Here is a 14,337-nt window from a genome sequence, read left to right on the forward strand (position 1 = left end):
GAATTCTAACCTATATCATGACAGGAGATGAAATACGGCGAAAGCCGAAACGTAGGCCAACGTGGTCATATAGGCCAGTTGAATGAGGGGCCACTTCCATCCTTTGGTTTCGCGGTACACCACGGCGATGGTGCTCATGCATTGCATGGCGAATGTATAGAAAACCAGTAGTGAAAATCCCGTAGCCGGTGTGAAACGCGGTCCTCCGGTTTCGGGATTCACTTCTTCTTTCATGCGGTCTTTTATGGTGGCCGCGTCATCCTCGTTCACGCTGCCGATACTGTAAATCGTGGCCATCGTGCCCACAAATACTTCGCGTGCGGCAAAAGAAGTGATGAGTGCGATGCCGATCTTCCAATCATAGCCCAGCGGCCGGATGATCGGCTCAATACCCTTACCGATAACACCGGCATAAGAATGCTCAAGCTTGTAGGCCGCCACACGGTCTTCCAAACCCTGCTCGGTAAGCCGTAGATTTTTTGATTCCTCGAGTACATTTTCCCGCGCCTTGCTCATGGCATCGCCGGGACCGTAGCTGGCCAGCACCCACAGAATAACGGAAATGGCCATGATCACTTTCCCGGCCTCCAACACGAACGCCTTTGTTTTCTCCAGGATCGTATAGCCCACGTTCGACCACTTGGGGATGCGATAGGTGGGGAGTTCCATGATGAGATAGCTGCGTTCTTTTACGCGGATCAAGAGCTTCATCACATAAGCAGAAGTGAGGGCCGCGACAAATCCCAGCAAATACAAGCCCATCAAGGCCAGGCCTTGCAGATTGAAAAAGCCCCAGGCCTTTTCGTCGGGCACAATGAGGGCTACGAGGATCGTGAACACCGGCAAGCGCGCCGAGCAGCTCATGAGCGGTGTCACAAAAATGGTGATGGTGCGTTCCTTCCAGTTCTCGATCGTGCGTGTAGCCATGATGGCAGGAATCGCACAGGCCACACCCGACATGAGCGGAACAACGCTCTTGCCGTTGAGCCCGAACTTGCGCATCACTTTGTCCATGAGGAAGACAACGCGCGCCATGTAGCCGGATTCTTCCAGCACAGAAATGAAAGCAAACAGGATGGCGATCTGCGGAATGAAGATCATGATGCCGCCAATGCCGGGGATCAACCCTTCGGCTACCAAACTGCTGAGCGGTCCTGCGGGAAGCACGGAGCCCAAAAAAGAACTGAGCTTGGCAAAGCCCAAGTCGATGAGGTCCATCGGCACCTGCGCCCAGGCAAAAATGGATTGAAAGATAAGAAAGAGCAGGGCGAAGAAAATGAGATATCCCCACACCTTATGCGTGACAATCCGGTCGAGACGCGAAGAATTCTTTTTCCACGAATGATCCGATGCCTTCAGGGTAACGTCATTGAGCAGATCCTGGATGAAGCTATACCGCTGAATGGTTTCTGCGCCTTGAAATTTGCCCGGGAAAAAGGAATATTTATTTCTGATGTTCGTGACTGTCCCCTGGCCTGCCGCTCCTAAAAACTTCAGCGAATTTGGTTGTTCTAGGAATTGGTACGCTTCATAGTCGTTGTCGACATTCAACGTGGCGCGAAGTTCTTTCACGGCACTTTCGGCTTCCGGCCAAATGGAAAAGACAGGCTTCTCGGTTGGCGTCAGCGGCTTTACCATCAGCTTTTTCAGCTCGTCAAGGCCAACGCCTTTGCGGGCGTTGATGGCCACCACCGGCACGCCTATTTTTTTTGACAGGGCATTGAAATCGTAGCTGATGCCCGCCTTGGCGGCCAGGTCCATCATGTTCAACGCCAAAATCGTGGGAAGGCCCATGTCGATGATCTGCGTGAGCAACAGGAACCCGCGCTTCAGGTTGGTGCCGTCTACGATGACAACAATTTTGTCGGGAGCAGAAGGAGAATGATGGTCCAGCAGCACCTCGGCCACAATTTGTTCGTCGAGGCTGCGCGGATAAATGCTATAGATGCCGGGAAGATCGATGATATCGGCTGTGGTGCCGTCGGGAAGCTGCGAATGGCCGGTCCGTTTTTCGACGGTCACACCCGGGAAATTGCCGATCTTTTGGTTAAGGCCGGTGAGGTGATTGAAAAGCGAAGATTTCCCCGAGTTCGGGTTGCCCACTAAGGCAATCTTAGGCTTCCGCGAAGAGGTCATTAATCGAGAATTGAGATCGTGGCGGCTTCTTCCAGCCGTAGGGAAAGTTCATAGCCCGAAACGCTGATGCACACCGGGTCGCCAAACGGGGCCGTAAAATTAAAGCGAACGGCAGCGCCGGGAAGACATCCCATTTCCATGAGCTTCACCGACAGATGGTCATCCGTAAAACCAGAAACAATGCCCACCTCACCCGGATGCATTTCTGCCACATTTTTTGAACCGCCGGCCATTTCCTCTTATTTAGATTAAATTTAAACAAGGCAAATATAAAGGCGGTTCCCCTCTCAAACAATGATTTATGACAGATTAAAACCTGCGGAAAGGCTTCTTTCCAGTGGGTATTTTCAAATAAGCAAGGAACAGCGACCAGCGATCCATTAATCCCGATTTTCGGAGAGCGATTCGCCGTAATTTTGTGTTAGACCAGAAAACGTCCATCCCGAATCAAAATGGAAACCCCAAACACCGATCCGAAGCCTCCCAAAGAAAAGCCGGAAACAAAGCCTCAGCCTAAACCAGGAGAAGAAATTTCTAAGGACAAAGGGCCTGAGGAAGCCGAAGATCCATTTGATTTTGGAGGTCTCCCCAAACGCGATCTCAAAAAGAACCTCGGCTGCGGCTAATGGCTAGCCCTGACTTTCCAACGGCAGGCGTTCTCATCCAACCCCGGCAAGCGACGACGGCGTCACCCCAAAAAATTGCTTGAACGCGTATGAAAAGTGCGACAAGCTCTCAAACCCCACCTCCAGATACGCCTCCGAAGGCTTCACCTTATTTCTGCTGATCAGATAATGCGCCTGTTTAAGCCGCTGCTGTTGGATCCACCGGTTAGGAGGGCAATTGAAAATTTTTTTAAAGTCGCGTTTAAACGTTGCCAAACTCCGGCCCGTCAAAAAAGCCATCTCATCCAGAGTCACATTGTACCTGAAGTTTCGATTCATAAAAGCCTCCAAATCGATTTTCCCAGGCTCGCCAAAATCAAACAGCACGCTTCGTAGTTCCGGATGTTTTCGTAACAACAGCATGACGGCTTCCTGCTTTTTGTATTGCACCAGGTCGCTATCCACGCGTTCGTTAAAATAGGGAATCAAGGCATGGAAGTAGTTCGTCAACAAAGCATCCGGACCAATAGAAAGGACAGCATCGTGTGGCGTGTTGGCATAGCCCACGGGTTGCTGTCCTTTTGCATTTAACAAGGTCTCTTTGTCGAGGAGGACTGTGACGGCAATGAATTGACCTCCCGGTGGAGGTTGTTTGATAAATTTGGCCAAATGATTTTTTCGCAACAACCCGATATCACCTGCTTTAAACGTATGGATTTTGTCGCCGTCAATAATGCTGAGGCTTCCGGAAATGATAAGGGCTAAGTGATGTGCCTTGATCAAATGTTCGCCCGCCCTGTTCTCGTTGTCGTAAACAGAGTAGATGATGCCGCCAATGTCTTTTCCCTCCAATTCCATTTTGCAAAGGTATTTATAACTAACCCAACAATAGCGTTGCCACGCCCTGCCGGAAAGTTTCGCTGCCTTGTGCATGGCGTTGTGCGTACATGACGTTGGCGTCGGGTCCGGCAATGTATCGAACTTGATTCTTGCCGTCGGTGGCTGCTTCATAAACGACGCTGGCGATGGCGTCGGCCGTGGAAAATTTGAACATGGATTCCGGGCCCATTAAAACCTTCATCATGTGTGCAATGGGTTCGTTGTAGGCGTCGTGCGAGCCTACGTCCATGGATCTTCCCGCGAAATCGGTTTCAATGCCACCGGGAGCGACAGTCTTCACGCTAACCCCAAATGGCTCAAGCTCGAACGCCAGGCTTTCGCTGAAGCCTTCCAAAGCCCATTTTGTTGCGTGATAGAGAGAGGAAAAGGGAACCGTGATCAGACCACCGATAGATGTAGTGGTAATGAACATGCCTTTTCGCTTTTCGCGAAAATAGGGGATGAACTGCTTGGTGACCCGGATAACGCCCAGTAGGTTGGTGTTGAGTTGCCGCGCGATCTGATCTTCTGAAGTTCCCTCCAGCGGCCCCATCAAACCATATCCGGCATTGTTAAAAACCACATCGATATCTCCCAACGAAAGTGCTGTCGCCACCGTCGCTTCGATTTGTGTGGTGTTGGTAACATCCAAGGGTAAGAGCGTTACATGGTTCAGTTGTTTAAGTTCGATCTCTTTTTCTGGTGCACGCATCGTGGCAATAACTTTCCAGCCGTTTGTTGAGAACAGTTTAACCGCTGCCCTTCCGAGGCCGCTGGAGGCCCCCGTAATAAATATTGTTTTCATTTTTTTGATTTTGAATGAATGTCGTTAAGGAATGATCTCTCTGCGCAAAGTGATGTAAAGGTAGGCCGGAAGATCACACAGCTGTTTTCGTGAGAAGCTCAAAGTGCTTTCATGATTGGCTCAAACGAGGATTCGCCCTGGGCTTTTGTAATTTTTTCGGAGGGATCTAAAAGCAAAAACCTCGAACACGTTTGCCCGAGGTTTCAAAGGAAAAAATCCGCCCTTATGTTGATTCGCAAACTTCCCAGGATCGACGGACTTGCCACAAAGAAATTAAATTCCTTCCGACACAAACACCCGCTTCACCCGCTCGCTGGTGCTGGTTAAGATCTCATAAGATATGGTGTTGATAGAAGCCGCCACCTCCTGGATGGGCAGTTCCTTTCCAAACACGATCACCTCGTCGCCTTCGCGCGCATCGATGCCGGTGATGTCCACCATGGTCATGTCCATGCACACATTGCCAATCACTTTGGCGGGTGCGCCATGCACAAGCACACGCCCCGCGCCACGGCTAAAGGCGCGGCTAAATCCGTCGGCATAGCCAATGGCGATGGTGCCGATGGTGAGGTCTTTTTCGGCCACACTACGCCTTCCGTAGCCAATGCTTTCGCCTTTGTGGATCTTTTTTATTTGGGAGATGATGGTCTTTAAGGTGGCCACGGGTTTTAGGGGATGCACTTCGCTGGTCGGATCCACGCCATACAACCCAATGCCTAGCCGCACCATGTCGAATTGCAACTCGGGCAGGCGAAGAATGCCGGGCGAATTCAAAATGTGATAGAGCGGCCGGTAGCCCAGGGCCTTCGAAATTTGATTTGCCCACGTCTCAAAAGTCTTGCCTTGCGCTCTTGAAAAGTCATCGTGTGTGGCTTCGTCGGCGCCGGCCAGATGACTAAAAATGGAGGCGACGCGAATTTGCGGGTTGGCCAGCAACAAAGCGATGACCTCGCTCAAATGCGCGGATTCAAAACCCAGGCGGTGCATTCCCGTGTCCAGTTTCAAATGGATCTTGCAGGGTTTGCCCTGCAGATAATTTAACAAGGCATGAAAGATCTTGAAGCTATAGATCTCCGGCTCCAGGTTCTGGCTGAACAAAATGTCAAAACTTTCTTCGGAGGGATTCATCACCATGATGGGCAGGGTGATGTTGTTCTTTCGCAAGGCCACGCCTTCGTCGGCGTAGGCCACGCCGAGATAGTCGGCCTGGTGGTACTGTAGTAAATTGGCGATCTCGGTGCTCCCGCTGCCATAGGCGAACGCTTTCACCATCACCATGATCTTGGTTGAAGGCCGCAAAGTGGATTTGAAATAATTGAAATTGTGCACCAACGCATTCAGGTCCACTTCCATCACCGTGCCGTGCACCTGACGTTGCAAACGCCCCACAATTTTTTCAAAAGCAAAAACGCGCGCCCCTTTCACCAGCACCACTTCCTGCTGGAGCAAATCAAAATCGAATTGCGCCAAAAAATCTTCCGTCGAAGCATAGAATAATGATCCCGCGGGAAACACGTTTTTATAGCGACTCAGCACAGGCCCCACACCCACAAAAGCGGGAGACCCATTTTTGGTCAGCAAGCCGGCGATCTTCTTCACCAGCGCCTCATCTTCCAATCCCGATTCCAGAATGTCGGAAAGGATGACGCGTTTCTTTTTTTTCTGGTGCTGATGCGCCAGAAATTGCAGCGCGATCTCCAGGCCACCCAGGTCGTTGTTGTAGGTGTCGTCTATGATTTGACTTTGATAAATACCTTCTTTCAACTCCATGCGCATGGGCACGCCGCGCAGGCTTTGCACGCTTTCGCGGATAAAAGAAAAGGAATAGCCCATCGTCAACAGCAAGGCCACACAATGCAGGCAATTTTCGACCGACGCCGTGTCGGTGAAGGGAAGCCGGAGGATCTCGGTCTGTTGCTTATAACGGATGGCCCAGGCATTGTCGTGGGGGGTGACCTGCAGGTCGGACTCCGGCGACGCGCCCCAGGTGAATGAAGGCAGGCCGCGTCTTAAAAAAATGTCGTGCAGGGTCTTGTGATCGCGGCAATAAATGACGGTTTGGGCATGGTCGAACAACCTCAATTTCTCCCGGATTTTTTCCTCCCGGTCTTTAAACCCTTCGTCGTGCGCCGAGCCAATGTTGGTGAAGATCCCGATGGTGGGCTGCATCACCTGGGCAATTTTTTCCATTTCGCCCGGGCGCGAAATCCCCGCCTCAAAAATCCCCAGTTGATGATGCGCCTGCATCTGCCAAACCGACAACGGCACACCTATCTGCGAATTATAGCTACCGGGGTTTTTAACCACCACGCGGTCTTTCGACAACATCTGGAACAACCATTCTTTAATAATGGTCTTGCCGTTGCTGCCGGTTATGCCAACCACCGGTGTGGAAAATGTGCTGCGGTGAAACGCCGCCAACCGCTGCAGGGCGGTGATGGCCGAATCCACCAAAATGACATTGGCCTCTCGAAAGACCTCCGGCGACGACAGCGGCCGCTCCACCACAAACTGGCGGATGCCTTGTGCATAAAGGTTCTGCAAATAGTCATGACCGTCGTGACGCTCGCCGCGGATGGCAAAAAAAATCGTGCCCTCGGCGGCCGAGGCCTTGCGGCTGTCGAGGCTGATGGTGGCGACGGGCGCATCGGAAGAAAATAGAATGTTCTTCCCCCCGGTAATGGATTCAAGCTGTGAAAAGCGGATCATGGATCAGAAAAGGCGCGCCCCGTTGGGCACTTTTTTATCGATACTACTCAGCACCACAAAATTCTCCTCGTCGGGAAAACCCGTCACCAACACCTCAGAAACGAAGGTGGCAATTTGGCGCGGTGCAAAATTAACTACACATATTACCTGCCTTCCCACGAGCGTCTCGGGCGAATAATGCTTCGCGATTTGGGCGCTGGATTTTTTTATACCCAGCTCGCCCAGGTCAACCCACAGTTTGATAGCAGGTTTTTTGGCCTCGGGGAAGGGTTCGGCCTTCACAATGGTGCCGGCGCGCAGGTCTACCTTCGTAAAATCATCCCACTGTATGGTTGGTGAAAGCATGCGTTTAGGGGTTAAAAAGTGTACAAAAACATAAAATTGCTTACATCAAGCCAAATTCCATACTGTTGCAATACCAAAGAACTGGGAATGACCGTTTAATTTTGTACTTTTCAGAAACAAAAAATTAAATTCTGGTGTTCCTGCATTAGTTTTGCAAAACCATGAAGATAAAACTTCATTATATCTTGTTTGCGATAAGCCTAAGCCTGGTATCCCTACTGGGTACGAATACGGCGCACGCCCAAGATAACACCTTCCCCGCCCTGGACGCCGGCACCTACGACGCAGAAGCTGCCGAAAAAGAAAGAGACAAGGTCATCTACTCTTCCTCCTCCAGCGAGATGGAACCCCAAGCCATCCACAAACTCCAGACACCGGCCGTAAAAGACTCGTTAGCCAACCGCAATAACGCGCATCGCACCGTCAAGAATGCGTCAGAAAGCGGAAAAAACGCCAATAAGCCTTCTTCCCACAGCGACGACTCAGTGCTCTCCTTCAATTTCCTCTATTATCTTTTTGAGAAATATAAACTTCAGGATATAGTAGACTGAGGTTTTTTGCTTTCCATTCGCTTATTTGCAACCTTGTTGCAAAATGAGGACTTCCATTAAAATTTTAATTTTTCTGACCGCTTTGCTCGCCATCCAGGCAAAAGCGCAGCAGCCGTGTGACCTTGTGCTTTCGGGGACGATCGCGTCCAAGGAAGGGGAGCCATTGCCGGGGGCCGCTGTTTTTATTTCGGGGTCGGAAAAGGGAGTCGTCACCGATGTGGATGGCCATTATCACATGGCTGGACTTTGCGCCGGGAAATATACCGTCACCATAAAATTTCTGGGCTATAGAGACCAACAGCAATCCATCAATCTAAAAGCTTCACAGGATTTGAAGATCGAACTCGAAGAAGAGGATGAAATGCTGCAAGAGGTGGTGATCGAAGACAAGTTCAAAACCGAGAACGAAACGCAAAGTATCTCTGTGTTAAGCGGCAAAACGCTGGACGAAGCGAAAGGCAGATCTTTTGGCGAGGTGTTGCGCGAAATGCCGGGTGTAAATTCCATTCAAACCGGTCCCACCATTTTCAAACCCGTGATCCACGGCGTGCACAGCCAACGGATATTGATCCTCAACAATGGCATTCGCCACGAAGGCCAACAGTGGGGAGCGGAGCACGCACCGGAAATCGATCCGTTTATTGCTTCCAATATTGTCGTGATCAAGGATGCGGGGGCCATTAAATATGGTACCGATGCCTTGGGCGGTGTGATCCTGGTCAATCCCGCCCCGCTTCCCATAGACGCCACGTTGGGGGGCGAGTGGAACATGATCGCCAATTCCAACGGCCGTTCGGGAACAGCATCAGGCATGTTGCAGGGAGGTTCGAAAAAATGGGATGGCTTTGGGTGGCGAGTGCAGGGCACGGCAAAAAAAGGAGGCGATTTTCATGCACCGGATTACGTGTTGTCGAATACCGGTTTTAATGAGTTGAATTATTCCGCTGCCGCGGGATATCATAAAAAGAAAAATGGGATCGAAGCGTTCTATAGCCACTTCAAAAGTAATCTGGGCATCCTGAGGGGCTCCGTCGTAGGGAGTGTGCAAGATCTGGAAAATGCACTCGAGCGTGAGCCACCTCAAAATACGCAAGACTTCACGTATCAAATCAACAATCCGCGTCAAGAGGTAAGTCACGATCTGCTCAAACTGAACGGTGAGCATGTGGAAGGAAAAAATACATACCGCTTTCAATACGGGTTGCAAATCAACAAACGAAAGGAATTCGATGTGCGCCTGGGCAATTTGAATGATATTCCTTCCATCAACCTAAAATTGTATACGCATACGCTCGACCTCGAATGGCTGCACGCGGGAACGAAGACCGAACGCAGCGTGGGTTTGAATGGCATGTTGCAGGACAACAACAATATCTATGGAACGCAACGCATTCCGTTCATTCCCAATTTCACGAGTACATCAGCGGGTGCCTTCCTCGTTGAAAAATTCCATGCCGGCGCCTGGACGATCGATGCGGGGTGGCGATATGATTTCAAACATTATGATGTGTCAGGGTTTGACTATAAAAATGCTCCGTATCACAGCCAGCTCAATTTTCACAGCATGACGGGTACCCTGGGCGTGAACCGGCGCATAGGCAAATACATGCAATTCGTGACATCGGTAGGGAGCGCATGGCGGCCTCCGCATGTGGCCGAGCTCTATAGTTTTGGGCGGCACCAAAGTGCAGGCGCTGTTGAATACGGATTGCTTTTGGGTGGCAATGAGGGAGTGCTCGATATAAATAAAACGGACTACAGAAACGAGAACGCGTTGAAATGGGTGGCCACCTGGCATTACGATCGCGAAAAAATATCGGTGGAGGCATCGGGGTACTATAACTACATCTTCAACTATATCTATTTAAAACCGTCGGGCATCACGCAAACCTTCACCGGCCCTACGCCCTATTTCAACTACCGACAAACCGACGCCTCGTTTTTAGGTGCTGACCTTTCGGCATTTTACTGGCTGTATACATCGTTAAAACTTACGGCAAGGGCTTCGCTGCTCCGGGCGACCGATGAAACGAATCACGACTACCTGGTTTTCATTCCTTCCAATCGGTACGAACTGGGTCTGCGCTACGAAAAAGCGCAGCACAAAAGCTGGAAAAATTTTTATGCCGACTTGCGTCTGAAATATGTGGCGAGACAAAATCGTGCGCCGCAATATATGTCGTTGCAGCAGATCCAGGCCTTGGAAGATGCGGGCCAGCCCATTCCGAATTTCGACTTTATGGCGGCACCGGATGGCTATTTTCTCTGTGGTTTCTCCACGGGCATCTCGCATGCTTTTGGTGCTTCGCGCATGGATCTGAAAATTGGCGTCGACAATATGTTGAAAACCAGCTACCGCGAATACACCAACCGCATGAAATATTATGCCGACGACCTGGGCCGGAATTTTACGGTAGGAGTGAAATATATCTTTTAGGAGAGCGGCCTACGATTCCTTTTTCACCAGGAATTGCTCCAGGTCTTTCAGGTTGAGGAATCCTTCATAGTAGGCCTTGCCAAAAATAACGGCAAAGATGCCCATGTCATTCAAGCGCTTGATATCGTCCACGCCGCGCACGCCGCCGCTGGCGAGAACACATATTTCAGGAAATTTTTGGATGATCTCTTCGTAGAATTCGAAGGCCGGTCCTTCCAACACGCCGTCGTGCGACACGTCGGTGGATTTTACATATTTCAATCCGCGGGAATAAAAATATTCGAGGTGTTCGAAGAGCGTGAGTTGGGAACGGTTTTGCCAGCCGCGGAACAGCAGTTGCTTGGTGGTGCGGTCGACCACGTCGGCACCCAGTGTCATTTTTTCGCGGCCGTAGGAAATGATCCAGGAAGCGAAAAGTTCGGGGTCGGTCACAGCTATACTGGCGGCCGTGATGTAGTCTGCGCCAAATTCGTAGGCCTTGCTGATGTCGCCGTCGGTAGAGATGCCGCCGGTGAAATCTACTTTGAGGTCGGTGTAGCCGGCCACGGCTTCCAGCACATGCCAGTTGACGGGGCTTCCTTTTTCGGCGCCATCGAGGTCGACCAGGTGAACCACTTCAATGCCATGGTCTTCGAAACGCTTGGCCAGGTCCAGCGGATTTTCGTTGTACGCTTTTTCGCTCGACGGATCGCCTTTTCGCATCTTCACTACTTTACCTTTGCGGATGGCTATGGACGGAATTACCTGTATCATGGGCCGGAATTAGAACTTGAATTATGCAACTACCAAGGTACGGTGCAAATCCGAAAAACCTTTTGGGGCTGCTGAAAATCTGAAAATATTTCAGGTCCGTCGTGCGAACCCGCGCCCTTGGTAAAGAATTCGCTACTTTTAATTGTCCATACTGCGACCCTATGAAAAAATTGATCGGCATGCTTTTGCTTCTGGCCCTTCCCGCGGCCACACTCTGGGCCCAGGCCAAAACACGGCGACTTCCCGGAATTATCAACCACCCTTCGCTGAACCTGTTCGATCCCTACATCAGCCACGACGGCAATGCGCTCCTGTTTATTTCCGACAACGGCGAAGACGGCGCGCTCACGCTTTCCTACACCTCGCGCGAAAACGACTGGACAGAACCCGTGACCATTCCAAAAAACATAAATCACCGCCTTGTCTACCTGCGCGGATTCGGGCTCAATGCCGATGGAAAAAAACTATTCTACACCTCCACGAAGTCGCCTGTCGTGGGTGGCTACGACATCATGGTCAGCGAACTGAAAGGCACCACGTGGGCCGAGCCTCAAAACCTGATGCTGCCCGTGAACACAAAATCCAACGAAGGCTGTCCCTCCATCAGCGCCGACGAGACCACGTTGTATTTTATGCGGTGCGAAAAAATGGACCAAAGCAAAGCCGATGGCTGCAAACTTTTTTATTCGAAGAAAATCAATGGACAGTGGGGCGAACCCGTAGAGCTCCCCGCCAACATCAACACCGGCAACTCCCAAACGCCGCGCATCATGGCCGACGGTGAAACCCTGATCTTTTCGTCCAACAAAATGGCAAGCTCCAAAGGCGGCATGGACCTTTACCTGACGCGACTCGTCAATGGAAAATGGTCTGACCCTGTGCCGATGGATTTTGTGAACACCGAAAAGGACGATCAGTTTGTGAGCGTCGCTGCCTTGGGAAGATATTTATTGAAAGAAGCACCCGGCCCGCGAAAGAATAGCGAGATCGTAGAATTCCTCATTCCGCAAGAACTTCGGCCAAAAGGCATGATGAAAGTGGAGGGCAAAATAACAGACGCTGCCAACGCACCCACGGCGGCCTACATCGACATCACCGACCTCGATCAAAACAAGCGCGTGTACAGCGGAAGACCGCTTGCCGATGGATCTTATCAAGTATACCTGCGGGAGGGTAGTCACTATGAATTGTCGATCGACCCCGAGCAAAGCAACATCACCTACTTCACCAAACGTTTTGATCTGACGACCGATAAAACACCACAGAAAGAAAAAGTTAACGTGACCCTGAAACAACCTGCGGCCGGCGATGAACTTGTGTTGGATGCCGTCACCTTTAAACCCAACAGCAGCGAATTCGAAGCGTCGTCGATGACGGCCTTGAAAAAATTGACACGTCTCGTAAAGGCAAACCCGTCATTGAAATTTGAGATCCAGGTGATGCTGAAAGGCTATCAGCAAGACACGGTGAAAAGCGACCCGGACCTGACGGAAATGATCATCGACTCGGTAGCTACTCAAGTTACCGCTACTGATAGCCTGGGGCAGCTCTATCAAAAAGAAGTGATGATCGCGCGGACCACGTATCACAACGACCGCACACCGCTGGAGGCCCAGCAGATCACGGACTACCTGATCGCGCAAGGCGCTGATGCCGGAAAGCTCACCATGTTTGTGAACGCCATCCCGGCAGCGCCGGAAGAACCTAAGAAACTTACGGTAAAGGCAGTGGCGAGGGCCAAGTAGAGTTTATTGCCAGAAGGGCACGGCCACCAGGGTCTTGTCCCAGATGAGCACCATTTCGGCCTCCGCGCCGGTTTTTTCGAATGAGATGGTGAATTGCTCAAATTCACGCTCGCTCTGAACGGAGTGAACATCAAGCTTGAGCACGTCTTTTTCCGGGTCGCGGTTGGCTTCGCCGCCGGGGCCAATGCCCCACTGACCGTATTCGGAATTGAAAATGATGGTCCATGTTTCTTCCCCTGGGATGGTCCAAAGGCTGTATTTGCCTTTTTTCAGTTTTTGATTTTCAAATTCAATGTCTTTGTTGGTCTCGAAGGTAGTGGCCTCGTTGGCGCCGGTGCGCCAAACTTTGCCATAGGGCACCAGTGAGCCGAAGATCTGCCGTCCTTTTTTGTAGGGGCGATTATAGAACACCTTGATTTCCAGTGCGTCCTGTTTAAAAACCGTTTCTTCTTCGGGGCTGAACGACTTGGTGTGCTTTTTCAGGAAGTAGTTGGTGACGACTCCCAAAATGATCAAAATGGTCACGGCGATACCAGCTATGACGAGAAACTTTTTCATGGGTCTCAGGGGTTGAGTACGCTTTTTTAAATCGAGGTTAACAAGCTAAACAATTTTATGACGCATTGTTTAAAAATTAATGTCTTTGGGCCTATTTTTACGCTTCTAAAAATAATTGGTTATGGACTTATCATGGTGGCCTTTCTTTGTAGTGATTGCTCTTTTTATCCTCGCCATTATGGCACCTTGGATTTTCCCCAATAAAATGGTGAGCAAGAACAAGCACGACAACAAGTTTTAGTCGGCACAACGTACTCCTCCCCCAAAAGTGTTATGAACATTTGTGTTTTCTGCGGCTCAGCCGTAGGACATGATCCGGTGCATGCAGAGACCGCCTATTCTTTGGGACGGGCTTTTGCCAAGGGCTCGCATGGCCTGGTATACGGAGGGGGAAATATAGGCCTTATGGGTGTTGTTGCCGATGCCGTTCTGGAACACCAGGGCGAAGTGATCGGCATTATTCCTCAATTTTTAATAGACCGCGAAGTAGGGCACCGTTTTTTGACACGATTGGAGATCGTTGGCAGCATGCACGAGCGCAAAAAACGAATGGCCGATCTCTCCGATGCTTTTATAGCCCTGCCCGGTGGCTGGGGCACGTTAGACGAACTGGCCGAAATCCTTACCTGGCGCCAGCTGGGTCTTATCCATCAACCCATCGCCGTGCTGAATATCGGCGGCTTTTTCAACCCCTTGCTCGACCAAATGCGTACAATGGTTAGCGGGGGATTTCTGAAACAGGGGAATCTTGATTTTCTGATCGTCGAAAACGATGTAGAAAAGATTTTGTCCCGATTATTCCCGTAAGGGGGGT

Annotated in this window: 13 protein-coding genes; 5 read left to right on the plus strand and 8 right to left on the minus strand. The window is 50.7% G+C overall.

Going from position 1 to position 14,337, the window contains the following annotated elements:
• Nucleotides 1-15: 15 nt before the first annotated feature.
• Nucleotides 16-2,136 (minus strand): ferrous iron transport protein B, encoded by a 2,121-nt coding sequence (feoB, locus tag D4L85_RS08890; RefSeq protein ID WP_119753990.1) that lies wholly within the window; start codon nucleotides 2,134-2,136, stop codon nucleotides 16-18.
• The gene (locus D4L85_RS08895; protein WP_119753991.1) at nucleotides 2,136-2,369 is read right to left on the minus strand and encodes a FeoA family protein; all 234 of its coding nucleotides are present in this window, start codon (nucleotides 2,367-2,369) and stop codon (nucleotides 2,136-2,138) included. Before D4L85_RS08895 ends, feoB begins: the two co-directional genes overlap by 1 nt.
• 219 nt (nucleotides 2,370-2,588) lie before the next feature.
• On the opposite strand from D4L85_RS08895, the gene D4L85_RS34385 reads away from it, so the two are divergent.
• Nucleotides 2,589-2,762, plus strand: a complete 174-nt coding sequence (locus tag D4L85_RS34385; RefSeq protein ID WP_160143620.1) for a hypothetical protein — start codon at nucleotides 2,589-2,591, stop codon at nucleotides 2,760-2,762.
• Between the two features lie 33 nt (nucleotides 2,763-2,795).
• Here D4L85_RS34385 and D4L85_RS08900 read toward each other — a convergent pair whose 3' ends face one another.
• From D4L85_RS08900 to D4L85_RS08915, 4 genes are all read right to left on the minus strand, one after another.
• Complete coding sequence (locus D4L85_RS08900) at nucleotides 2,796-3,599, minus strand: helix-turn-helix domain-containing protein (RefSeq protein WP_119753992.1); 804 nt, start codon at nucleotides 3,597-3,599, stop codon at nucleotides 2,796-2,798.
• Nucleotides 3,600-3,618: 19 nt separating this feature from the next.
• A complete protein-coding gene (locus D4L85_RS08905) occupies nucleotides 3,619-4,425 on the minus strand; it encodes an SDR family oxidoreductase (RefSeq protein ID WP_119753993.1) in 807 nt (268 codons plus the stop codon).
• Between the two features lie 273 nt (nucleotides 4,426-4,698).
• Complete coding sequence (locus D4L85_RS08910; protein WP_119753994.1) at nucleotides 4,699-7,134, minus strand: bifunctional UDP-N-acetylmuramoyl-tripeptide:D-alanyl-D-alanine ligase/alanine racemase; 2,436 nt, start codon at nucleotides 7,132-7,134, stop codon at nucleotides 4,699-4,701.
• A 3-nt stretch (nucleotides 7,135-7,137) separates the two neighbouring features.
• Nucleotides 7,138-7,479, minus strand: coding sequence for a tRNA-binding protein (locus D4L85_RS08915; RefSeq protein WP_119753995.1), 342 nt, complete (start codon nucleotides 7,477-7,479; stop codon nucleotides 7,138-7,140).
• Between the two features lie 161 nt (nucleotides 7,480-7,640).
• On the opposite strand from D4L85_RS08915, the gene D4L85_RS08920 reads away from it, so the two are divergent.
• Nucleotides 7,641-8,030, plus strand: a complete 390-nt coding sequence (locus D4L85_RS08920) for a hypothetical protein (RefSeq protein ID WP_119753996.1) — start codon at nucleotides 7,641-7,643, stop codon at nucleotides 8,028-8,030.
• Between the two features lie 43 nt (nucleotides 8,031-8,073).
• A complete protein-coding gene (locus tag D4L85_RS08925) occupies nucleotides 8,074-10,467 on the plus strand; it encodes a TonB-dependent receptor (protein WP_119753997.1) in 2,394 nt (797 codons plus the stop codon).
• A 9-nt stretch (nucleotides 10,468-10,476) separates the two neighbouring features.
• On the opposite strand, the gene D4L85_RS08930 is transcribed toward D4L85_RS08925, so the two are convergent.
• Nucleotides 10,477-11,220 (minus strand): 1-(5-phosphoribosyl)-5-[(5-phosphoribosylamino)methylideneamino]imidazole-4-carboxamide isomerase, encoded by a 744-nt coding sequence (locus D4L85_RS08930; RefSeq protein ID WP_119753998.1) that lies wholly within the window; start codon nucleotides 11,218-11,220, stop codon nucleotides 10,477-10,479.
• A gap of 161 nt (nucleotides 11,221-11,381) precedes the next feature.
• Here D4L85_RS08930 and D4L85_RS08935 point away from each other — a divergent pair, with 161 nt between their 5' ends.
• Nucleotides 11,382-12,965, plus strand: coding sequence for a PD40 domain-containing protein (locus tag D4L85_RS08935; RefSeq protein WP_119753999.1), 1,584 nt, complete (start codon nucleotides 11,382-11,384; stop codon nucleotides 12,963-12,965).
• 3 nt (nucleotides 12,966-12,968) lie between these two features.
• Here D4L85_RS08935 and D4L85_RS08940 read toward each other — a convergent pair whose 3' ends face one another.
• Entirely contained in the window at nucleotides 12,969-13,523 is a 555-nt protein-coding gene (locus D4L85_RS08940; protein ID WP_119754000.1) for a DUF2911 domain-containing protein, read from the minus strand.
• Nucleotides 13,524-13,796: 273 nt separating this feature from the next.
• Between D4L85_RS08940 and D4L85_RS08945 the strand changes: the two genes are divergently transcribed.
• A complete protein-coding gene (locus tag D4L85_RS08945) occupies nucleotides 13,797-14,330 on the plus strand; it encodes an LOG family protein (RefSeq protein ID WP_119754001.1) in 534 nt (177 codons plus the stop codon).
• Nucleotides 14,331-14,337: the final 7 nt, after the last annotated feature.

The organism is Chryseolinea soli, assembly GCF_003589925.1.
Lineage (GTDB): Bacteria > Bacteroidota > Bacteroidia > Cytophagales > Cyclobacteriaceae > Chryseolinea > Chryseolinea soli.

Excerpts from the sequence above, each read along its gene's own strand:
- D4L85_RS08925 (WP_119753997.1), top strand. The coding sequence starts at position 8,074 with ATGAGGACTTCCATTAAAATTTTAATTTTTCTGACCGCTTTGCTCGCC.
- feoB (WP_119753990.1), bottom strand. The coding sequence starts at position 2,136 with ATGACCTCTTCGCGGAAGCCTAAGATTGCCTTAGTGGGCAACCCGAAC.
- D4L85_RS08935 (WP_119753999.1), top strand. The coding sequence starts at position 11,382 with ATGAAAAAATTGATCGGCATGCTTTTGCTTCTGGCCCTTCCCGCGGCC.
- D4L85_RS08915 (WP_119753995.1), bottom strand. The coding sequence starts at position 7,479 with ATGCTTTCACCAACCATACAGTGGGATGATTTTACGAAGGTAGACCTG.
- D4L85_RS34385 (WP_160143620.1), top strand. The coding sequence starts at position 2,589 with ATGGAAACCCCAAACACCGATCCGAAGCCTCCCAAAGAAAAGCCGGAA.
- D4L85_RS08895 (WP_119753991.1), bottom strand. The coding sequence starts at position 2,369 with ATGGCCGGCGGTTCAAAAAATGTGGCAGAAATGCATCCGGGTGAGGTG.
- D4L85_RS08930 (WP_119753998.1), bottom strand. The coding sequence starts at position 11,220 with ATGATACAGGTAATTCCGTCCATAGCCATCCGCAAAGGTAAAGTAGTG.
- D4L85_RS08945 (WP_119754001.1), top strand. The coding sequence starts at position 13,797 with ATGAACATTTGTGTTTTCTGCGGCTCAGCCGTAGGACATGATCCGGTG.
- D4L85_RS08905 (WP_119753993.1), bottom strand. The coding sequence starts at position 4,425 with ATGAAAACAATATTTATTACGGGGGCCTCCAGCGGCCTCGGAAGGGCA.
- D4L85_RS08920 (WP_119753996.1), top strand. The coding sequence starts at position 7,641 with ATGAAGATAAAACTTCATTATATCTTGTTTGCGATAAGCCTAAGCCTG.
- D4L85_RS08910 (WP_119753994.1), bottom strand. The coding sequence starts at position 7,134 with ATGATCCGCTTTTCACAGCTTGAATCCATTACCGGGGGGAAGAACATT.
- D4L85_RS08900 (WP_119753992.1), bottom strand. The coding sequence starts at position 3,599 with ATGGAATTGGAGGGAAAAGACATTGGCGGCATCATCTACTCTGTTTAC.
- D4L85_RS08940 (WP_119754000.1), bottom strand. The coding sequence starts at position 13,523 with ATGAAAAAGTTTCTCGTCATAGCTGGTATCGCCGTGACCATTTTGATC.